Source organism: Brevundimonas sp. UBA5866, assembly GCF_002432125.1.
Lineage (GTDB): Bacteria > Pseudomonadota > Alphaproteobacteria > Caulobacterales > Caulobacteraceae > Brevundimonas.
The window spans coordinates 20,977-42,055 of sequence record NZ_DJFS01000074.1 but is presented as its reverse complement, the minus strand read 5'-3'; the positions used below and the strand labels follow the sequence as shown (position 1 = coordinate 42,055).

Annotated in this window: 19 protein-coding genes, 1 tRNA gene and 1 pseudogene; 10 read left to right on the top strand and 11 right to left on the bottom strand. The window is 61.7% G+C overall.

The window, feature by feature from the left end; genetic code table 11:
* The first annotated feature begins 13 nt into the window (after positions 1-13).
* Entirely contained in the window at positions 14-832 is an 819-nt protein-coding gene (locus B3H86_RS09120; protein ID WP_292053156.1) for a trypsin-like serine peptidase, read from the top strand.
* Here B3H86_RS09120 and B3H86_RS09115 read toward each other — a convergent pair.
* Both B3H86_RS09115 and B3H86_RS09110 read right to left on the bottom strand, forming a co-directional pair.
* Complete coding sequence (locus B3H86_RS09115) at positions 811-1,599, bottom strand: energy transducer TonB family protein (RefSeq protein WP_292053154.1); 789 nt, start codon at positions 1,597-1,599, stop codon at positions 811-813. The genes B3H86_RS09120 and B3H86_RS09115 overlap by 22 nt on opposite strands.
* Positions 1,600-1,871: 272 nt before the next feature.
* Positions 1,872-3,656: an acyl-CoA dehydrogenase gene (locus tag B3H86_RS09110; RefSeq protein ID WP_292053151.1), complete on the bottom strand. Its 1,785-nt coding sequence runs from the start codon at positions 3,654-3,656 to the stop codon at positions 1,872-1,874.
* Positions 3,657-3,793: 137 nt separating this feature from the next.
* Here B3H86_RS09110 and B3H86_RS09105 point away from each other — a divergent pair, with 137 nt between their 5' ends.
* Positions 3,794-4,729: an L-threonylcarbamoyladenylate synthase gene (locus B3H86_RS09105; protein WP_292053149.1), complete on the top strand. Its 936-nt coding sequence runs from the start codon at positions 3,794-3,796 to the stop codon at positions 4,727-4,729.
* Here the strand turns inward: B3H86_RS09105 and B3H86_RS09100 are convergent.
* From B3H86_RS09100 to B3H86_RS09085, 4 genes are all read right to left on the bottom strand, one after another.
* Positions 4,726-5,745, bottom strand: a complete 1,020-nt coding sequence (locus tag B3H86_RS09100) for a patatin-like phospholipase family protein (protein WP_292053148.1) — start codon at positions 5,743-5,745, stop codon at positions 4,726-4,728. The genes B3H86_RS09105 and B3H86_RS09100 overlap by 4 nt on opposite strands.
* 31 nt (positions 5,746-5,776) lie before the next feature.
* Positions 5,777-6,574: a 3-hydroxybutyrate dehydrogenase gene (locus B3H86_RS09095; RefSeq protein WP_292053146.1), complete on the bottom strand. Its 798-nt coding sequence runs from the start codon at positions 6,572-6,574 to the stop codon at positions 5,777-5,779.
* A gap of 63 nt (positions 6,575-6,637) precedes the next feature.
* Entirely contained in the window at positions 6,638-7,411 is a 774-nt protein-coding gene (yaaA, locus tag B3H86_RS09090; protein ID WP_292053144.1) for a peroxide stress protein YaaA, read from the bottom strand.
* Positions 7,412-7,511: 100 nt separating this feature from the next.
* Complete coding sequence (locus B3H86_RS09085) at positions 7,512-8,915, bottom strand: FAD-binding oxidoreductase (protein WP_292053142.1); 1,404 nt, start codon at positions 8,913-8,915, stop codon at positions 7,512-7,514.
* A gap of 78 nt (positions 8,916-8,993) precedes the next feature.
* Here B3H86_RS09085 and B3H86_RS09080 point away from each other — a divergent pair, with 78 nt between their 5' ends.
* The 3 genes from B3H86_RS09080 to B3H86_RS09070 all read left to right on the top strand — a co-directional run bounded on the left by B3H86_RS09080 (position 8,994) and on the right by B3H86_RS09070 (position 10,983).
* Positions 8,994-9,407 carry an NUDIX hydrolase gene (locus B3H86_RS09080; RefSeq protein ID WP_292053141.1) on the top strand — a complete coding sequence of 138 codons (414 nt, stop codon included), beginning with the start codon at positions 8,994-8,996 and terminating at the stop codon, positions 9,405-9,407.
* Between the two features lie 77 nt (positions 9,408-9,484).
* Positions 9,485-10,519: an SPFH domain-containing protein gene (locus tag B3H86_RS09075; protein WP_292053138.1), complete on the top strand. Its 1,035-nt coding sequence runs from the start codon at positions 9,485-9,487 to the stop codon at positions 10,517-10,519.
* A gap of 5 nt (positions 10,520-10,524) precedes the next feature.
* Positions 10,525-10,983: an NfeD family protein gene (locus B3H86_RS09070; protein ID WP_292053136.1), complete on the top strand. Its 459-nt coding sequence runs from the start codon at positions 10,525-10,527 to the stop codon at positions 10,981-10,983.
* Between the two features lie 24 nt (positions 10,984-11,007).
* On the opposite strand, the gene rnhA is transcribed toward B3H86_RS09070, so the two are convergent.
* A complete protein-coding gene (gene rnhA / locus B3H86_RS09065) occupies positions 11,008-11,457 on the bottom strand; it encodes a ribonuclease HI (RefSeq protein ID WP_292053134.1) in 450 nt (149 codons plus the stop codon).
* A 111-nt stretch (positions 11,458-11,568) separates the two neighbouring features.
* Between rnhA and B3H86_RS09060 the strand changes: the two genes are divergently transcribed.
* The 3 genes and pseudogenes from B3H86_RS09060 (at position 11,569) to tatC (ending at position 13,150) form a co-directional block, all read left to right on the top strand.
* Positions 11,569-11,772 carry a twin-arginine translocase TatA/TatE family subunit gene (locus B3H86_RS09060; RefSeq protein WP_292053133.1) on the top strand — a complete coding sequence of 68 codons (204 nt, stop codon included), beginning with the start codon at positions 11,569-11,571 and terminating at the stop codon, positions 11,770-11,772.
* A gap of 23 nt (positions 11,773-11,795) precedes the next feature.
* Positions 11,796-12,024: pseudogene (gene tatB / locus B3H86_RS09055) on the top strand (Sec-independent protein translocase protein TatB); the annotation flags it as partial.
* 241 nt (positions 12,025-12,265) lie between these two features.
* Positions 12,266-13,150, top strand: coding sequence for a twin-arginine translocase subunit TatC (gene tatC / locus B3H86_RS09050; RefSeq protein WP_292053131.1), 885 nt, complete (start codon positions 12,266-12,268; stop codon positions 13,148-13,150).
* A gap of 174 nt (positions 13,151-13,324) precedes the next feature.
* On the opposite strand, the gene glnA is transcribed toward tatC, so the two are convergent.
* From glnA to B3H86_RS09030, 4 genes are all read right to left on the bottom strand, one after another.
* Positions 13,325-14,734, bottom strand: a complete 1,410-nt coding sequence (gene glnA, locus B3H86_RS09045) for a type I glutamate--ammonia ligase (RefSeq protein WP_292053129.1) — start codon at positions 14,732-14,734, stop codon at positions 13,325-13,327.
* A 68-nt stretch (positions 14,735-14,802) separates the two neighbouring features.
* A complete protein-coding gene (locus B3H86_RS09040) occupies positions 14,803-15,141 on the bottom strand; it encodes a P-II family nitrogen regulator (protein ID WP_292053128.1) in 339 nt (112 codons plus the stop codon).
* 228 nt (positions 15,142-15,369) lie between these two features.
* Positions 15,370-15,454: transfer RNA gene (locus tag B3H86_RS09035), tRNA-Leu, on the bottom strand.
* 121 nt (positions 15,455-15,575) lie between these two features.
* Entirely contained in the window at positions 15,576-17,096 is a 1,521-nt protein-coding gene (locus tag B3H86_RS09030) for an amino acid permease (protein WP_292053126.1), read from the bottom strand.
* A gap of 150 nt (positions 17,097-17,246) precedes the next feature.
* Between B3H86_RS09030 and hrpB the strand changes: the two genes are divergently transcribed.
* Together hrpB and B3H86_RS09020 are read left to right on the top strand one after the other, a co-directional pair.
* On the top strand, positions 17,247-19,682 hold the full coding sequence (gene hrpB, locus B3H86_RS09025) for an ATP-dependent helicase HrpB (RefSeq protein WP_292053124.1): 2,436 nt from the start codon (positions 17,247-17,249) through the stop codon (positions 19,680-19,682).
* 85 nt (positions 19,683-19,767) lie between these two features.
* On the top strand, positions 19,768-21,054 hold the full coding sequence (locus B3H86_RS09020) for an MFS transporter (RefSeq protein WP_292053122.1): 1,287 nt from the start codon (positions 19,768-19,770) through the stop codon (positions 21,052-21,054).
* The last annotated feature ends 25 nt before the right edge of the window (positions 21,055-21,079 follow it).

The following is a 21,079-nucleotide window of genomic DNA, read 5'->3' as shown; positions in this document are numbered from 1 at the left end:
TCAAATGTTCGGCATGGTCATCGACGCATATCCTCCCGAACCGCCCGTCGCCCAGTCCCCCGCCGCTGTCGAGTGGGACATGACCCTGGGCTTGATCAACGCCACGATCCAGATCGACCAATCGCAGGGCAACGGTCGGCGCAAGGTCGGTACGGGTGTGCTGATCAATGCGCCCCGCATCGATGGCACGCCGCGTATCCTGCTGGTCACGGCGGATCACGTCTTTGCGGTCATGCCGCATCAGAAGGCGCGTTTCGGATGGCGTAATGCCGAGGCGGACGGCAACTGGCGCTATGCGCCTGCCGAGGTCGATATCCGGTCTGAAGCGGGCGATCCGCTATGGACCAAACACCCCGAACAGGACGTGGCGGTAATGGAAATCACCGCGCCCGAAGCCTTTGCGCGTGCGGCTATTCCGGTGGGTTGGCTGGCCGATAGTCATACGTTCGACCAGTGGCGTATGGGGCCGGGGGACGAGCTGTTCGCTCTGGGCTATCCGCATGGGCTGTCGGCCAATCGGGCAGGTTTCCCGATCCTGCGTTCGGGCCGCATCAGCTCGTGGCCGCTGACCCCGATCCAGCATTTTCCGACCTTTCTGCTGGACTTCAATGTATCGCAGGGCAACTCCGGCGGTCCGGTATTCTGGGTTCCGGCTGCTACCCGTCGGCCGGGTGTACCGGTGCCGGATCACCCCTTTATCGCCGGCTTGCTGATCAAGGAGGTACAGGGCGAAGGCGAGGGGATTGAACTGGGCGTGGTCGCCCATGCCCAGTATATTCACGAAACCATTGCGCTGTTGGACAGTGCGGCTCAGGGCGTGCCGCAGCCGTAACGGGCGCAGTACCGCTGCTGTAACGGGCCGAAATTCAGCTCTGGCGTATAGATGCTGGCCAGGGCCGTATCCATCTCGCGGACCCATTCGGCCCAATCCGGCGGATTGTCCGCAGGCATGACCTGTGCGCCGCGCTTGGCCAGTACCATAGCGATGCCACGGCCCATCAGCTTGGCATTGGTACGCCCGATGTACATTTCTGTAATCCACTGCTGCACCATGCGGGCCCGCTCGGGCTCGATCTGGTGGAGGCCCCAGTCGATCTGGCCTTCCAGCGCGGGACTGCGGGCCAGTGACTGGGCGGCGACCAGACCGGCGAGAAGATTGGCGTTTGTCGGCTCCGGACCCGTCCAGTCCGGTGCCGTCTGCGCCGTGTTGTCCGGCGTGAAGGGCACTCTGAGACGAATGCTCGAGGGGACAGCCTCATCTCCGACGCGACGTGGATTCAGTTTACCGCGCTCGGCGACCGCAACGGCTGCGTTCTCGAACCCCAGTCCCTCGACGCTGGTATCGACAGCACGGCATCGGGGGGCGCCTTCTGTATCGACGTCGCACTCGACCAAGACCTGTGCGCCAATGCCCAGATGCCCAGCGAATATCGGATAATCGTTCGGATTCACCACCGGCGGTGATTGCCATGAGGGCGGCGTGATCGGCTGCGTTACTCGCTCGACTGCGACCTGGATCTGTTGGGGCGTGTCCTCCTGTCGTGCATCGACAGAAAGCCCCGCAAAGGCGGCCAAAACCAAGCCAGCGATCAACTGCATACAATATTCCCCCAATGCCGCGCTTTTCACACGTCGCGTTTAATCCGTCGAGGGCGCAGATGGTGCTGGGAGAGGTTGTGCCCCGTCTACGGATATACAGTCGAAGGCGGTGCAGTATTTCCCGCGGATGCTGGGCATCATCTCGGGAGAAGTTACGGGATTGAACTGTCGGGCATCGGCCAGCAAGGCCGTCATGACCAGGATCAACATATGAAAACGCCTCCTGCACCGAAGATGCAGGAGGCGCGCTTCATTGCAAGCGTAGCGGACGCTTAGCCAGCCAGGGCTTCAACCGTCAGCTTCTGCAGCAGCTCGCCGCCTTGGCCCACAGCGGCCAGACGGCTGGACACGTGGCCCAGAACGTTGGAGGCATAGACTTCGTATAGGTCCAGCTTGCCCTGCAGCCATGCTGCGTCACCATCGTTGGCATCCAGCTTGGCCTTGGCGGCCAGAGCGCCCTTGGCCAGCATCCAGCCGCCGACGACATCGCCCATCAGCTTAAGATAGGCGTCGGCACCGGCCAGCACATCGGCGGCGCGGGTCTTGTCCTGCTTGGCGTCCAGCAGCCATAGGGTGGCGTCTTCGACCGATTCAATGGCGGTGGCGAAACGCTCGACCGGCTTGCCCGAATAGATCGACGACAGCTGATGCAGGGTCGTCTTCATCTCTTCGATCAGGCGCTTGGCCGATTCACCGTTGTCCATCGACAGCTTGCGGCCCACCAGGTCCATTGCCTGGATGCCGTTGGTGCCTTCGTAGATCGGGGCGATGCGGGCGTCGCGGTAGTATTGTGCCGCGCCGGTTTCCTCGATGAAGCCCATGCCGCCGTGGATCTGAACGCCCAGCGAAGCCACTTCGCAGCCGACGTCGGTGGACCACGCCTTGGCGATCGGGGTGAACAGGTCTTCGCGGCCCTTCCAGATCTTGCGCTCTTCTTCGCTCGCAGCATGGCGGGCGAGGTCTGCGGCAACGCCGGTAGACAGGCAGATGGCGCGGGCCGCTGCGGTCTTGGCCTTCATGATGCCGAGGGTGCGGCGAACATCGGGGTGGTCAAAGATCGGCGCGCCACGCTCGCCGGTCCAGACGCTGGTGCCCTGACGGCGTTCCAGAGCGTAGGCGAGGGCGTGTTGATAGGCGCGCTCGGCAATGCCGACGCCTTCGACGCCGACAGCCAGACGGGCGGCGTTCATCATCACGAACATATGGGCCAGACCCTCGTTCGGACGGCCCACCAGTTCGGCCACGGCATCCTCATACTGCATGACGCAGGTCGGGGAGGCGTGGATGCCCAGCTTGTGCTCGATGCCGACCGGACGGAAGCTGTTGCGGTCGCCCAGCGAGCCGTCTTCCTTCACGTGGAACTTGGAGGCGAGGAAGAGCGAAATGCCCTTCGGACCTGCCGGAGCGCCCGGAAGGCGGGCCAGAACGAGGTGGACAATGTTGTCCGTCGCGTCGTGGTCGCCCCAGGTGATGAAGATCTTCTGGCCGTTCAGCAGGTATTTGCCGTCTTCAGTCGGCGTGGCCGTGGCGGTTAGCGCACCGAGGTCCGAACCCGCGCCCGGTTCGGTCAGAACCATTGCGCCGGTCCATTCACCCGAAACCAGTTTCGGCAGATAGGTTTCTTTCTGATAGTCGTTACCGACAGCTTCCAGAGCTTCAATCGCGGCCAGGGACAGCATCGGGCACAGGCCGAATGCCATGTTGGCCGAGTGGACCGTCTCGTAGGCGGCCAGTTCAAGAGCCTTGGGCAGAGCCTGGCCACCGGCTTCGACCGAAGCCGTCAGCGAGGTCCAGCCGCCAGCTGCAAACTGTTGATAGGCGTCGGCGAAACCCGGTGCCGCAGTCACGGCACCGTTGGCGTATTTGGCACCGTTCAGGTCACCCGGACGGTTCAGCGGGGCCAGGACCTCTTCGGAGAATTGGCCTGCGGCTTCCAGCACGGCGGAAGAGACGTCCGCATCATAGTCCGGGAATGCACCCGTTGCGGCCACATCGCCGATACCGGCGACGGCATCCAGGGCGAAGGCAATGTCTCGAACCGGAGCGCGATAGGTCATCGTAATTCCTCTAATCTGATGCCGGTGTGTGTCGAACTTCCTCGACCAATGCGCAAGACCGCTTGGACTTTAGTCGAGATTTCGCTCAGTCAGGTGTAGAGAGTGAACCACTGCCGTCGCGTAAGGAAAGTCCGTTTATGATCGCAACCCATGAAGCGGGGACTGTCGATAAGGCCGCCGAGGCTTTGCGTGCGGGCAAGCTGGTCATTCTCCCCACGGAAACCGTGTATGGACTGGGTGCGGACGCATCCAATCCAGAAGCCGTGGCCGCGATTTTCGAGGCCAAGGGGCGCCCGCGATTCAATCCTCTGATCGCCCATGTTGCCGATGCCGTAGCCGCTGAACAGGTCGCTGTGTTTGATGAGCGCGCGCGCGCTCTGGCTGCGGCTTTTTGGCCAGGTCCGCTGACGATTGTGGCGCCGGTCAGGAATCGCTCGGCTGTTTCCGATCTGGCGCGGGCGGGTCTGGACAGTGTGGCGATCCGCGTCCCCGGTCACGCCAAGGCGCGTCAGGTCATCGCTGCATTCGGCGGTGCGGTGGTCGCCCCGTCGGCCAACCGTTCGGGCCGTCCCAGCCCCACGACCTATGCCGATGCGGTCGAGGAAACCGGGGCTTCGGCGGCGGTTGCGGTGGATGGCGGGCCTTGTGCCGTAGGGGTTGAAAGCACGGTCGTGTCCGTGCTGGGCGGGCGGGTTGCGCTGCTGCGCCCCGGCTCGGTCACCCGAAAAGAGCTGGAAGAGGTCGTCGGACCTTTGGCCGACCGTCCGGAAGAAGGGCATCGCTCGCCGGGCCGCATGGCCCTGCACTATGCGCCCGATGCGCCGGTCCGCATCAATGTGACGGAGCCCGTTGAGGGCGAACTGCTGCTGGGATTCGGGGAGGGGGTCGGCGATCCCCGCTGGAGCCTGAGCCCTGTCGGCAATCTGCGCGAGGCCGCTGCAAACCTGTTCCGCCTATTGCGCGAGGCTGACCGCACCAAGCCCTCGGGTATCGCCATCGCGCCCATACCGGTCGAAGGGCTGGGCGAGGCGATAAACGATCGCCTGAAGCGCGCGGCCGGATTCGTCGGTTAGAAGAAAACTTTCTGCAGATCGATGCTGGTGCAGCTGCCCACATCCTGGCTGCATTCTCCCAGCCATTGATCGGCGGCTTCCCTTCCGCGCTCTTTCAGTGTTTGCAGGAAGCTCCATTCCGTATCGAATTTGGATGCGAGCGACAGTTCGCCCAGCCAGTCATCGGCCAGAACCGCGTGGATACGAGGAGCTTCCCATTCCTTGGCGCGCACCAATTTGCCCTGTGTGATCAAGGACTGGGTAAAGGCGATGGCGCGCACCTCGGCAATCAGGGGCGCGTTGAACAGAATCTCGTTCAGACGGTCCATGATGTCTGCGGACTGGCGTGGTGTTTCCGAGCGGCGCAAAGGGTTGAGCGGCAGGATCAGGATGTCGCGCGGCACGTCTGCCTCGAACAGGGGCCACAAAGCGGGATTGGCCAGATAGCCACCGTCCCAATAGGGCTCGCCGTCAATCTCGACCGCCTGAAACATGTGGGGCAGGCAGGCTGTGGCCAAAAGCACGTCTGCGGACATCTCGGGGTTGGTAAAGATGCGTGACTGCCCCTGACGGACCGAGGTGGCGGAAACATTGATCCGTACATCCGAAGCTTTCAGGGCGTCGAAATCGATCGTCGCGTCCAACACCCGTTTCAGAGGGTTCAGGTTGAACGGATTGAAAGTGTAGGGGCTGTTGGAGAGGGCCAGAGTCTGCGCCGCCTGCCACATCGGATTGTTGGTCATCCATTGCGGCGTCAGACTGCGCAGCCAGGCACCGCTTTCGCCAAAGACGTTGCGGCCACCGGAGCGGTTGACTTCCGTCCATAGCCTGTCGAGGGCGTCGCGTGCCCCCTGCGGCCCGTCGGCTTCCCATCCGCTGACCAGTGCCGCGGCATTCATGGCACCGGCCGAGGCGGCGGTTACGGCGCGAATGTCCAGAACATCCTGTTCGAACAGGCGATCCAGAACACCCCACTGGAAGGCCCCGTGTGAACCGCCGCCCTGAAGTGCAAGGCAGATAGGTAAGCGTTTCGACATCTGAGGGCCTTCGGATCGTGGTAACGGGCGCTTACTGGGCGGTCCAACCCCCATCGACCGAGTAGGACGATCCGTTTGCCGAGGCACCGAGGTCGGAGACCAGATAAAGGAAGATGCCCGCCAACTGTTCCGTGGTCACGAACTTCTTGGTCGGCTGTGATCCGAGAATGACATTCTTCATCACGTCTTCCTCGGACATTCCTCGGGTGCGGGCCTGTTCCTTGATCTGGGCCTGCACCAGAGGCGTCTCTACGAAGCCGGGACAGATGGCGTTGCAGGTGATGCCTTGCTGGGCCAGTTCCAGCGCGACCGTCTTGGTGAAGCCGATAACGCCATGTTTGGCGGCGACATAGGCCGATTTGAACGGGCTTGCGACAAGGCCGTGGGCCGATGCGACGTTGATGATACGGCCGCGCCCTTGTTCCTGCATGATCGGCACGGCGGCCTTGGTGGCATAGAAGGCCGATGACAGGTTGATCGAGATAATGCGTTCCCAGGCGTCATTGGGGAATTTCTCGACAGCCTCGACGTGCTGGATGCCTGCGTTGTTGACCAGAATGTCTACGCGGCCCAACTCACGCTTGGCATGGGCGACCATGTCCGCGATTTCGTCCGGCTTGGTCATGTCTGCCGGGTGGTAAAGGACCGTAGAGCCCGTTTTTTCGGCCAGGCCGGCCCGCGTCTTTTCGATCGCTTCGGAGTCACCCAGGCCGTTCAGCACAACACTGGCACCGCATTCGGCCGCAGCGGTAGCAAGCGCCAGGCCGATGCCGGACGTGGAGCCGGTAATGATGGCGACTTGGCCTTTGAGATCGTTCATGGCGAGCATACGAGGAATCCACCCTGGAATTATGATTTGGGTTCAACCTAACGCCGGCTCGCCATCAACGCATCAGGAATTTCCTTCTCTGATGAATATCCAGTCAAAATCCGTCGAAAGATCAGGCATGAAACGGTATCCGTCCTGATCAAAAGCTTTCAAATCCTCAGCCTTTTCAATGCGATTAAGGATCGCATAGCGGGCCATCGCGCCGCGGGCTTTTTTGGCATGGAAAGAGATGATCCGGTCTTCGCCGTCCTTACGCTCTTTGAAATGCGGAGTGACGACCTGAAGTTTCAGCGCCTTGGCATCGACGGCACCGAAATATTCCTGGCTGGCCAGATTGACGAGAGTCTGGTCGGGATGCCCCTGGGAATCCTCGTTCAGGCGCAAGGAGATACGCTCGCCCCAGAAATCATACAGGGTATTGCCGCGCGGTGTTTTCAGGCGCGTTCCCATTTCCAGTCGATAGGGCTGAATGCCGTCCAGCGGGCGCAGCAGGCCATAGAAACCTGACAGGATGCGCAGATGGTCCTGTGCCCACTTCAGGTCTTCCGCAGACATCTCGCGGGCCTTCAGGCCCTCGTACACGTCACCGGCAAACGCCAGCACGGCCTGCACATCGGTTTCGGTGACGTCGTTGTTGAAGGCTTGGAAGCGGTTCCAGTTGAGATCGGCCAGAGCTTCGGAAATCGACATGAGACGCCGCAGGTCTGCCCGCGTCAGCTCGCGGGTAACCTTTGCCAGTTCTGCCGTCTCCTTCGCGCAGCGACGCGGGGTCATGGGCAGGTCAATGGCAGACGGCGTGAAGTCCAGCTTTTTGGCTGGAGAAACAACGATTAGCAAAGTTAGCGCTCCTTGGTCGGCGCTCACATAGGACTTCGCGACGGGATTTCAAATCGCGAAGGGACGAAAACAGGCCCGGCGTTATAACGAAGCCGTGTCCTTAGAAGAGAACTTCGGGATTCATGATCCGCTTTGGATCGATCGCCGAGCGGATCGCCGCCATCAGAGCGATTTCGGTTTCGCTCTTATAGCGTTTCACTTCTTCGGTTTTCAGCCGCCCAAGACCATGCTCCGCCGAGATCGAGCCGTCATAGCGGGCGACGATATCGTGGACGACGGTCGAGCCTTCTTTCCAACGAGCGATGAAAGCCGGGATGTCTTCGCCAACACCCGGAATGATGTCGTAGTGCAGGTTCCCATCACCGATGTGACCGAAACAGGACACGCGACAGCCCGGGTGGAAAGCCTCGACCGCGGCAGTCGCCTCGTCGATAAAGTCAGCGATGCGGCTGATAGGAACCGAGACGTCGTGCTTCCAACCGCCGCCTTCCGGTTTCAGGGCCGCAGAATGCTCTTCGCGCAGACGCCAGAACTGGGCGCGTTGTGCATCGTTCTGGGCAATCGAGGCGTCGGTGATCAGGCCTTCCTCGAAGGCGACCTCCAGCAGGCGTTCCATCTGGGCCTCGGCACCGCCGGGGGTGCCGTTGGTGATCTCGATCAGCACATACCAGGCCGGCGTGCTGTCCAGCGGTTCGCGCGTGTCGGGGATGTTCTTGAGGACCAGTTCCATGCCGAGGCGCTTCATCATCTCGAAGGCTTCGACACCGCCGCCGGTCTCGTCCTTTGCGCGGGCCAGCAGCTCGATCGATGCGGCGGCACTTTCCAGACCGACAATCGCCACACAGCGCGAACGCATTATCGGAAACAGCTTCAGGGTCGCTGCCGTGATGACACCCAGCGTACCTTCGCCACCGATCATCAGCTGCTTCAGGTCATAGCCGGTATTGTCCTTGCGAAGACGTTTCAGGCCATTGAAAATTTCGCCATCGGGCAGAACCGCCTCGATGCCCAGAACCAGATCGCGCATCATGCCATAGCGCAGGACCTGGGTGCCGCCGGCGTTGGTCGAGATGACACCGCCGATGGTGGCAGAACCCTCGGCCGCCAGCGACAGCGGGAAGAAGCGACCATTGTCCCTTGCGATTTCCTGTGCTTCCAGCAGGGTGATGCCCGCCTCTACGGTCATGGCGTCATCCAGTGGCGTCACGTCGCGGACCTGACGCAGTTTGCGCGTGGAGAGCAGCACCTCGCCGTAGGGGATCTGCCCACCGACCAGTCCGGTTCCGCCGCCCTGGGTCACCACCGACACACCATGACGGGCGCAGATACGGATGGCGCGCTGGACCTCTTCGGTCGTGCGCGGTTGCAGCACGATGGGAGCGTGCCCGGTCCATCGCCCCCGCCATTCGGTCAGCCAAGGGGCCATTTCGGCCGGGTCATCAATGAAGGCGTCCGGCAGGGCGGATTTCAGTTCAGCGATTGCTTCAGGCGTCGGGAGGGTCATGATCGCCCTTTTGACAAATGCTGTGCGGTGGTGGAAGCGCAAACCTATGCTGTTGAACTGTCAAACTGCGAAATATTCATGACGCCGGTACCCGCGGTCGGCGTCGTATGCCTGAAAGGCGATCAGGTTCTGCTCATCCGGCGTGGCCAGCCGCCAAGGGTGGGGGAGTGGAGTCTGCCGGGCGGACGAATCGAACCCGGAGAGCGGACTATCGACGCCGCCCTGCGCGAACTGTCCGAGGAAACCGGCGTCACGGCGCGTATCGGGGGGCTGCTGGATGTCGTCGATGGCATTTTTTCTGAAGCCGCCCGCCATTATGTCCTGATCGACTATTGGGCCGAATGGCTGTCAGGCGATGTCGTGGCCGGTGACGACGCCGCAGATGCACGGTTTTTCGATCTCGATCAGGCTCTGGACATGGTCGAATGGGACGAGACGCGCCGGATTATCCGCGCTGCATACTCTGCCAAGTCTGACAAAAACGTAGAGTGACAATCGCAGAACTTATGTCAGAAATGGGGCGCAAGCGACGGCCGGTTAACGATGCCGCTCGCGTCCAGGAGGACTGAATGGGTCTGTTATTCGTTATTCCCTTCGTCGTATTCGCGCTGATCCTGCTGTTTAGCGTCGTGAAGATCGTGCCTCAGGGGCGCGAGTTCACCGTCGAGCGGTTCGGCCGTTACACGAAGACCCTGACACCGGGCATCCATCTCCTCACGCCTTTCATCGAACGCGTCGGGCGCCGCATGAACATGATGGAGCAGGTGCTGGACGTTCCGACGCAGGAAGTTATCACCAAAGACAACGCTATGGTGAAGGTTGACGGTATCGTCTTCATCCAGGTGACGAACGCCTCTGCCGCCGCCTATCGCGTAGATAACCTCAGCTATGCCATCGCCCAGCTCTGTATGACGAACCTGCGTACGGTGGTCGGCTCGATGGAGCTGGATGAAGTGCTTAGCCAGCGCGACAGCATCAACACGCGTCTGCTGCACGTTATCGATGCGGCGACCGAGCCGTGGGGCATCAAGGTCAACCGTATCGAGATCAAGGACCTGACCCCGCCGGTCGATATCACCAATGCGATGGCCCGTCAGATGAAGGCCGAGCGCGAACGCCGTGCGGTCATCACCGAGGCTGACGGCGAAAAGCAAGCCGCCATCGCCCGCGCCGAAGGGGCCAAACAATCGGCCATCCTCGAATCCGAAGGTCGCAAGGAAGCCGCCTTCCGCGATGCCGAGGCCCGCGAACGTGAGGCCGAGGCCGAAGCGCGCGCCACGGAGATGGTGTCGAACGCCATCGCCGCCGGGGACGTGAACGCCATCAACTACTTCGTCGCACAGAAGTACGTAGAAGCCTTTGCCCAACTGGCCAGCAGCCCGCAGCAGAAGACGGTTATCGTTCCGTCAGAAATGTCGGCTCTGGTGGGCACGATCGCTGGCGTCGGCGAACTGGTGAACCTTGCGCGCGGTGGTGAGGGCGGCGGGCAGGCGCAACCGACACGTCGTACGCGCAACCCCGAACCTGCGTCCGCACCGGCTTCTTCCAGATCGTCTGCCCGTCCGGTGACGGCACGCACCACGATTGTTCCGCCATCGGAGTGATGAACATGGAATGGCTCGTAGAGTTATATGCGTCTCAACCGTTCTGGCTCTGGCTCGGGATCGGTGTCGCGCTTCTGGGTGTAGAGGCCATGTTCTCGACCGAGTGGCTGCTTTGGCCGGCAGTGGCTGCGGGCATTACCGCTCTTCTATCGGCACTGATGCCCGAGCTGGGCATCTGGGTCGAACTGGCGGTGTTTGCCGCGCTCACCGTGTTCCTGACCCTTATATCCAAGCGTTTCGTCAAGAAGGTCAATCCGGACGACACGCCCGATATCAATGACATCAACCTGCGGCTGATCGGCCAGATGGCCCGCGTCGTGGAGCCATTCCACAATGGCGCAGGCCGCGTTTTCATCTCCGGCTCGGAATGGGCGGCAGAGATTGATGGCGCCAGCCCGCTGGTGGGTGAAAATGTCGTGGTGGAGCAGGTCATGGGTGGCCGCCTGCGCGTTCGCCACACTTGAGGTTAGAGGGCGGGGCAGGCGGTCCTAGCGTCCGCGTGCCTCGTCAACCCCGCGATTGGCAAGCGAATCAGCACGCTCGTTCAGTTCGTGCCCCGCATGGCCCTTGACCCAGTGCCACTTCACCTCATGACGGTTACGGGCCTCATCCAGCCGACGCCACAGGTCCTCGTTCTTTACCGGCTTCTTGTCGGCTGTCTTCCAGCCACGCGCTTTCCAGCCGCGGATCCACTCGGTAACGCCCTGCATCACGTATTTGCTGTCGGTGTGCAAATCCACGCGGCACGGGCGTTTGAGCGCCTCAAGGGCCTGAATCGCCGCCATCAATTCCATACGGTTGTTGGTGGTATTCAACTCACCACCCCACAGTTCTTTCTCGTGGCCGCGTGATTGCAGAATGGCGCCCCAGCCTCCGGGGCCGGGGTTGCCTTTGCAGGCTCCATCCGTGTGGACGATGACGTGATCTGGTAGACTCATTTAACCTTGCCTACAGCGTCACTTGGCGCACTGCCATCTCTACGCCTATATGGGCGATAACAATCTGTGTTCGGGCACGCGGTACTCGCGGCCCACCGAGGAGGATTTCCGATGGGCGCTATGAGCATCTGGCACTGGGCCATCGTCATTGTTGTTGTGGCGGTTCTGTTTGGCGGTCGTGGCAAGCTGTCTTCGATCATGGGCGATGCCGCCAAGGGCATCCGTGCCTTCAAGGACGGCCTAAAGGACGAAGACAAGGCCAAGAACGAGCCGGTCGGCACCATTACCCGTACCGAAGACAAAGAAACCCGCTGATCACCGCTGAAAGACGCTGAGTTATGGGTGGTCTAGGCCCCGGTATCGGCGGTTTCGAAATCCTTGTGATCGGAATCGTGGCCCTGCTTGTTGTGGGGCCAAAGGACCTGCCGCTGCTGATGCGGCGGGTGGGCCAGTTCGTGGCCAAGGCCCGGGCGATGGCGAACGAGTTCCGTTCCAGCTTTGACGAAATGGCCCGTCAGTCCGAGCTCGACGAGCTGCGCAAGGAGGTTCAGGCCTTGCGTACGGGCTCTGGCATGTATGTCCTTGGGGCCGAGGCCGACAATGCCTTCAAGGACATCCGCAAGGAGCTTGAGGCACCGGTTGACGGCGCAGACGCAAAGGCATCTCCGGAAGTCACCGGGGCGCAGGCCGTGTCGGAGCCGGTGATCGTGCCTACGGGTGTCGATGAGTGGCCTGATCTGGACGCGCAGGCTGCACAGGTCGAACAAGCGAATGCCGAGGCAACCGCCGAGGCCAAGAAGGACGTGCAATGACGCATGCAGATCGCGACGAGGCCGAGATCGAGGCCTCGCGTGCGCCGTTGATGGATCACCTGATCGAGCTGCGTTCGCGGCTGCTGAAATGCGTGATTGCTTTCGCTCTGGCCTTTATCGTCTGCTTCTACTTCTCGGGTCAGATCTATCTGTTTCTGGTGAAGCCCTATGTGGCGGCCTATGCCTTCTTCCAGTCGGCGGGCGGCGGCCACCCCAGTGTCTCACCGATCGATCTTATCCTGGGTACGGCGGGTGCGATCCCGCTGCCGCACGTCGATGATGAGTCCGTGCGCCTGATCTACACGGCGCCGCTGGAAATCCTCTTCACCAAGATGAAGCTGGCCGCGCTGGGTGCGGTGTTTCTGGCCTTCCCCGTGATCGCCTATCAGCTTTACCGCTTCGTGGCTCCGGGCCTGTACCGCAACGAGCGTGGCGCGTTCCTGCCGTTCCTTGTCGCGGCACCGGTGCTGTTCGTTGTCGGCGCGGCGCTGGTCTATTTCGTCATGCTGCCCTTCGTGATGTGGTTCTCGCTGAGTCAGGGCATCGTCGGCGAGGGCGTGACGGCCGAGCTGCTGCCCAAGGTGTCGGACTATCTCAGCCTCGTGATGGCGCTGGTTCTGGCCTTCGGCTTCTGCTTCCAGCTTCCGGTTGTGATGACCTTGGTGGGGATGGCGGGCCTGATCAGCAGCGAGCTGATGGCGAAGGGCCGTCGCTATGCCATCGTTGCGGTGGTGGTTGTGGCTGCGGTGGTGACGCCGCCTGACCCCATCAGCCAGCTGATGCTGGCCGTCCCGATGGTGCTTCTGTACGAGGTCTCCATCTGGTGCGTCCGCATCATCGAAATGCGCCGACGCAAGCGCGAGGCCGCTGGAGAGCAATAAACAAAGGCCGGTCCCTGACGGGGTCGGCCTTTTTCTTTGGCACGACGGGCTGAAAGGCGAGGGGGCACCCTGCGCCTTGTTGTTTGTCAGTTCGTCTCAAGCCATTCCTCAGGGCAACAAAAACCCCGACCAGCGATGCTGGCCGGGGCTTCATGTCCGTAGCTACGGCTGCGATCAGCAGCTGTAGTACATGTCGAACTCGACCGGGTGCGGGTGCAGTTGCAGACGGGCGACTTCTTCTTCCTTCAGCGCGATGTAGGCGTCGATGAAGTCGTCGTCCATCACGCCGCCCTTCTTGAGGAAGGCGCGGTCGGCGTTCAGGGCGTCCAGGGCTTCACGCAGCGAACCGGCGACTTCCGGGATCGAGCCACGCTCTTCCGGCGGCAGGTCGTACAGGTTCTTGTCGGCGGCTGCGCCCGGATCGATACGGTTCTCGATGCCGTCGAGGCCAGCCATCAGCAGGGCCACGAAGGTCAGGTACGGGTTGCCCATCGGGTCCGGGAAGCGGGCTTCGATGCGCTTGGCCTTCGGCGACGAGACGTGCGGGATACGGATCGAGGCCGAGCGGTTGCGGGCCGAGTAGGCCAGCTTGACCGGGGCTTCGTAACCCGGGACCAGACGCTTGTACGAGTTGGTGGTCGAGTTGGCGAAGGCGTTGATGGCCTTGGCGTGCTTGATGATACCGCCGATGTACCACAGGCATTCCTGCGACAGGCCGGCGTACTTGTCACCGGCGAACTGCGGCTTGCCGTCTTTCCAGATCGACATGTGGACGTGCATGCCCGAGCCGTTGTCGCCGAACATCGGCTTGGCCATGAAGGTCGCCGACTTGCCATAGGCGTGGGCCACGTTGTGGATCACGTACTTGTACAGCTGCAGGCGGTCGGCCATCGTCAGCAGGTCCGAGAACTTCAGACCCAGTTCGTGCTGTGCCGGAGCCACTTCGTGGTGGTGCTTCTCGGGGTCGAGGCCCATGTCGCGCATCACGGCCAGCATTTCGCCGCGCAGGTCCTGGCCGGAATCGACCGGGTTCACAGGGAAGTAGCCGCCCTTGGTCGCCGGACGGTGACCCATGTTGCCTTCGGCGTATTCGGCACCGGTGTTGGCCGGCAGTTCCGACGAGTCGAAGCTGTAGCGGGTGTCGTGCGGGGCGGTGTTCCAACGCACGTCGTCAAACACGAAGAACTCGGCTTCCGGACCGAAGTAGACGGTATCGCCCACGCCAGCCGACTGGACGTAGGCGAGGGCCTTCTTGGCCATCGAACGGCTGTCGCGGTTGTAGGGCTCGGCGGTGTCCGGGTTCAGAACGTCGCAGAACAGGAACAGGGTCGGCTGTTGGTAGAACGGATCGACGTAGGCGGTCGACAGGTCCGGCATCAGCAGCATGTCGGACTCGTTGATGGCCTTCCAGCCGGCGATCGACGAGCCGTCGAACATGGTGCCTTCCGTCAGGAAGTCCTCGTCGATCTGGCTGATGTCGAAGGTTACGTGCTGCAGCCTGCCCTTGGTGTCGGTGAAGCGCAGGTCGACGTACTCAATGCCCTTGTCTTTGATCTCTTGCAGGATCTTTTGTGCGGCGCTCATTTCTCGAGGTCCTGAATGGAAATGGGAGGAAACAAAAGCGGCCGCCCCGATGGGACGGCCGTGTGCGGTCAGATAGCTTGCGAGCCAGTTTCTCCGGTCCGGATGCGAATGACGTCTTCGATCGAGCTGACAAAGATTTTGCCGTCCCCGATTTTGCCCGTACGCGCGGCGTTCTGGATGGCATCGACGACTGCTGGCACGAGGTCGTCGGCGACGACGATCTCGATTTTGATTTTCGGCAGGAAGTCGATGACGTACTCGGCACCGCGGTAGAGCTCGGAATGACCCTTCTGTCGGCCATATCCCTTGGCCTCGAGAACCGTCATTCCCTGCACCCCAATGTCTTGCAGGGCATCTTTGACTTCATCGAGCTTGAACGGCTTGATGATGGCTTCGATCTTTTTCATAGCACTTCCGAGCCGGGTCCCCTGATGGCCCGACGCTCGACGTCCAAGACACATTGCATTGCGTCATAACGCAAGCATTTTTAAGTCTTCGGACATGATCCGTGATCGGAAATCCCCATCAAACGGATAGATTTGCAACGCTATGACCTCGCCATTCGCGCATCACGTGAAGTGACGGGCATGGAATTGCCCATGTGATTGTGCGTTGCAATGTTGAGGAAGGGGGAGTGGTGCGGATGAGAGGAATCGAACCTCCACGCCTCTCGGCGCTGGAACCTAAATCCAGTGCGTCTACCAGTTCCGCCACATCCGCATTAGGTCTTCGAAAGGGCTTTATAGGCTGAAGCGGCGCGGTGCAAGCTGGATATTTGCCTTTAAAGACAACAAAAAAGCCCCGGATTGCTCCGGGGCTTTCAAGGCATCTAATCCTCAGATCAGTGCTGGTCGGTATCGATGATACCGCGGCCAACGTGGCTCTTGCGGTAGCCGTACAGGAAGTACACGGCCAGACCGATGGCGGCCCAGATCGGCAGCACCAGCTTGGACTCCGTCGGCAGGTTCAGGAACAGGCCCAGCGTGCCCACAACGGCCAGCGGCGCGATGATCCACACCAGAGGCGTTTTGAACGGACGATGGCGATCCGGCTGTTTGACGCGCAGGATCATCACGGAGATCGCCACCATGAAGAAGGCGAACAGCGTGCCCGAGTTCGAGATGTCAGCCAGCTTGCCGACCGGCAGGAAGGCCGCGAAGAAGGCCACGGCAACACCGGTGATCATGGTTACGATGTGCGGCGTCTTCCACTTGGGGTGGATCTTGGCCAGGAAGTCCGGCAGCAGGCCGTCACGTGCCATCACGAAGAAGATACGGGTCTGGCCGAACAGCATGATCAGGATAACCGACGGCAGGGCCAGGAAGGCGGCGACGCCGATCAGGTCGCCGACGCGCTGGTGACCCAGTTGGCGCAGGACGTGAGCGAGAGCTTCCTTCGAGCAAACCAGCGGTTCTTGACCGGCTTGGGCCAGCGTCAAGCACTGTTGGGCCAGTGCGGCCGAACCTGCGTGCAGGATCTCACCGTTCGGGCCGGTAACCGGTTGGGCGCTTTGCGGATCGAGCGCACCGATCGCACCGGCGGCCACCAGCAGGTAGAAGATGGTGCAGATGACCAGCGAGCCGATCAGACCGATCGGAACGTTCTTCTGCGGGTCCTTGGTTTCCTCGGCAGCGGTCGAAACCGCGTCGAAGCCGACATAGGCAAAGAAGATCGAGGCCGCAGCACCCACGACGCCCAGACCGGCGTGATCGCCCATGCCGATCCAGCCGTTAGGCGTGAACGGGGTGAAGTTGGCACCCTTGATCACCGGAACGGTCAGGATGATGAAGACGGTCAGGGCCGTTACCTTGATCGCCACCAGAATGGCGTTCACGCGTGCGCTTTCGGTCGTGCCGATCATCAGCAGGCCGGTGATCAGCAGAGCGATCAGGGCGGCGGGAAGGTTCACGATACCGCCAGCATAAGGTCCGGCTGTTAAGGCAAGCGGTAGGCTTATCCCCCAGCTATTCAAAAGCCCCGTGAAATATCCGGACCAGCCTACGGACACCGCGGATGCGGCCACGGTGTATTCCAGAATAAGCGCCCAGCCGACGGTCCACGCCAGAAGTTCGCCCATCACGGCATAGGTGTAGGTGTATGCCGAACCCGAAACCGGCACCATCGATGCCAGCTCCGAATAGCAAAGCGCCGCCACGGCACAGACCGCAGCGGCGATAACGAAGCTCCACATCATGCCGGGGCCGGCCTTCTGGGCAGCCTCGGAAGTCAGCACGAAGATGCCGGTACCGATAATCGCGCCGACACCAAGCAGGGTCAGCTGGACGGCACCCAGCGAGCGCGTAAGCGCTTTCTTTTCAGCGGACGCGATAATTGCGTCCAGCGGTTTGATCCGCCAAGACATGGAATGTCCCCTCACATTTTGTGTGCCGACGCGTGTCGGCCCTCGGAGTGGACGCTAGACAGGGTTTTTTGTTCACGCAACGCGATTGACGAAATCTGGACCAATTTGCGACGATTTTGTCCAAAGTTTGCGTCGCGGTACTAGGATCAGATGTTACCGATCCATGCCGTTCTCGAATCGATTGTCCAATCTTTGGATCAGCATTCGACCCTTGTTCTTGCTGCACCGCCGGGCGCAGGCAAAACCACAGTTGTGCCGCTGAGGCTGCTGGACAGGCCTTGGTTGAAGGGTGGAAAAATATTGCTGCTGGAGCCGCGCCGCCTTGCTGCGCGGGCTGCCGCAGAACGTATGGCATCCACACTCGGCCAGAAGGCAGGCGAAACGGTCGGCTATCGTACGCGACTGCAAAGCCGGATCGGGGCTTCGACACGAATCGAGGTGGTGACCGAGGGCGTGTTCACCCGCATGATTCTGGATGACCCGACGCTGGATGGCGTGGCCGCCGTTCTGTTCGACGAATTCCACGAGCGCAGTCTGGATGCCGACCTCGGGCTGGCCCTGGCGCGCGAGTGCCAACAACTGATACGCGACGACCTGCGGATCGTCGTCATGTCCGCTACGCTGGATGTTCAGGGCGTGGCGCGTCTGCTCGACAATCCGCCGGTGATTGAGACCGAAGGCCGGATGTTTCCGGTCGAAACACGATATCTGGGCCGCAACCCGACGGAGCGGTTGGAAGATGCCGTTTCTCGCGCTGTGCTTCAGGCTTTGCAGGACGAGACGGGATCGATCCTGTGTTTCTTGCCGGGGCAGGGGGAAATCCACCGCTCGATCCAGCGCATCAACGAGCGATTGCGTGATCCGACGGTCGATGTGGTGGGGCTGTTCGGGGCGATGGACAAGTCAGATCAGGACCGGGCCCTCGAACCCGCCCCCGAAGGACGCCGCAAGGTGGTGCTGGCGACCTCTGTGGCGGAAACCAGCCTGACCATTCAGGGCGTACGGGTCGTTATAGACAGTGGTCTGTCGCGCGTACCGCGATTTGAGCCGTCCAGCGGGCTGGCCCGCCTTGTGACGGTGAAGGTCAGCAAATCTTCGGCGGAGCAGCGGCGCGGCCGTGCTGGCCGTGTGGAGCCGGGCGTCTGCTATCGTCTTTGGGACGAAGAACAGACACGGGGCCTCGTGGCCCATCAACGGCCTGAAATCCAGGAGGCGGACCTCTCGGCATTCGCGCTCGATCTCGCGCGTTGGGGACGAAAGTCACCCGAAGGACTGGCGCTGTTGGATATGCCACCTGCGGGGGCCTTTGCCGAGGCGCGCAATCTGCTGACGCGCTTGGGGGCGCTGGACGCCAAGGGTGAACTGACGGCGCACGGTCAGCGGTTGGTGAAGATGCCGCTGTCTCCGCGACTGGCCCATATGGTGACGGTCGCGTCCGATCTGGGCGATGCGATGGGCGGAGCCACGCTTGCGGCCTTGCTGACCGAACCGGGATTGGACGGTACGGCTGTCGATATCGAAGAGCGCCTCAAAGGGCTTGGCCGAGATCGCTCTTCGCGCGCGCGCGATGCCATGAAGCTGGCCGAGCGCTGGGCCAAGGCCGCCGGAAGCGGCACCGGGGAACAGGTGGATGCGGGCCTGCTGATCTGCGAGGCCTTTCCCGACCGTATTGCAAGGGCCAAGGGCAAGCAGGGCGATTTCCTGTTGTCGTCGGGTCGCGGCGTCATGGTGGATGCCAGCGAGCGTCTGTCCCAGGAGAAATGGCTGGCGGTCGCCGAGTTGGGTGGCGGCGATGTGCGCGACAAGGTGCGTCTGGCTGCCGTGCTGGATGCGCGCACCATCGAAACCGATCTGGCCCACCGGATCGAGATCAACGATGTCCTATCCAAGGAGCCGTCCGGAAAGATGGTACTGAAGCGCCAGCGCCGGATCGGGGCCATCGTTATCGATGAAAAGATAATGGGCACCCCGGACCGCAAGATGATTGCGGCGGCCCTGAAATCCGAGGTCGAGCGAAATGGCCTTGGTGCGTTGAAATGGGGCGAGGCGGCCAGCGCCTTGCGTGCGCGTCTGGCCTTTCTTCATGCGCTGGACGAGACATGGCCGGATGTTTCGGATGCGGCCCTGCTGCAGCGACGTGAAGAATGGCTGTGGCCCGTTCTGGACGGGGCCCAGTCGCTCGAAAACCTGTCCGACGGGGCTTTGAGCGAGGGTCTGCGCAATCTGGTGCCTTGGGACCTGACGCGCAAACTCGATGAACTGGCACCCTCGCGCCTGACGACACCGCTGGGTTCGGCGGCGATCGACTATGCAGCCGAAGGTGGGCCGCGTGTCGAGATCAGGGTGCAGGAGCTTTTTGGCGTGAACACCCACCCGACTGTGGGCGGTGGGCGTGTACCACTGACCCTTTCGTTGCTTTCACCCGCGCGTCGCCCGGTGCAGGTGACCAAGGATTTGCCGGGGTTCTGGGCCGGATCGTGGGCGGCGGTGCGGGCGGAAATGCGCGGGCGATATCCGCGTCACCCCTGGCCCGAAGATCCGGCCAATGCGGCGGCGACCAATCTTGCCAAGCCACGGGGCACATAGGGTCTGTTCAAGCTTGGCCAGTGTAAATCCTTGACTAAACAGGGCAATTTCTGAAATGAAAATGCTCTGATTAAGGGGAGACGTCGTGGCCGACAGCCAAAATATACCCGCAAAGAACTCCAAGGCGCGCGTTCTGTTCGCTAGCCTGATTGGCACGACAATCGAGTTCTACGATTTCTATATTTACGCGACAGCGGCTGTCCTGGTGTTTCCGGCGCTCTTCTTTCCCGGAAGCGACCCGATGACGGCTATGCTGGCGTCGTTTGCGACCTTCTCGATCGCCTTCTTCGCCCGCCCGATTGGCGCGGTGGTGTTCGGTCACTTCGGTGACAAGGTGGGCCGCAAGGCGACACTGGTCGCGGCGCTGATGACGATGGGGGGATCGACGGTCCTGATCGGCCTACTGCCGACCTATGCTCAGGCCGGTGTGGTGGGGCCGCTGCTGCTGGCGCTGTGCCGCTTCGGTCAGGGCCTGGGCCTTGGCGGTGAATGGGGCGGCGCGGTTCTGCTGGCCACTGAGAACGCGCCTCCGGGCAAGAAGGCGTGGTACGGCATGTTCCCGCAACTGGGCGCGCCCATCGGCTTCATCCTGTCCACGACCAGCTTCATCGCGCTGGGCCATTTCCTCAGCGAAGACAGCTTTATGGCATGGGGCTGGCGCGTGCCGTTCATCGCCAGTGCGGTTCTGGTGATCGTCGGCCTGTGGATGCGCCTGAAGATCCATGAGACGCCGGACTTCCAAAAGGCCATCGACAAACAGGAGCGGGTGAAGGCTCCCGTCGTCACTCTTTTTGCCAACCACAAATACGCGTTGCTGACGGGCACGCTGGCGGGCCTGGCGACGTTCGTGCTGTTCTACCTGATGACGGTGTTTGCGCTGGGCTGGGGTACCACCTCGATGGGATACAGCCGCGAACAGTTCCTGCCGATCCAGCTTTTGGGCGTTTGCTTCTTTGGCCTGCTGATTCCCTTTGCGGCACTGGCAGCCGACAAGTGGGGGCAGGCGACGACCCTGTTGGTGACCAGTGTGGGTATTGCCCTGTTCGGCCTTCTCATTCCGGTACTGTTCAAAGCGGGCCTGCCGGGCATAACCGTCTTTTTCATCCTCGGCTTTGCGCTGATGGGCTGTACCTATGGCCCTATCGGTGCTGCGCTGGCACGGCCGTTCCCGACGGCGGTCCGCTATACGGGCGCATCGATGACCTTCAACATGGCCAGCATCCTTGGCGCGTCGCTGGCGCCGTTCATCGCGACGTGGCTGGCCCAGCGTTATGGCCTGATGGCTGTGGGCTTCTATCTGGCTGTTGCAGCCCTGCTGACCATTCTGGCCCTGCTGGGCATGCGGCGCATAAAAACAGTGGGGGAGGCGTAAAGCCTCCCCCTTTTCGTTGTCAGAT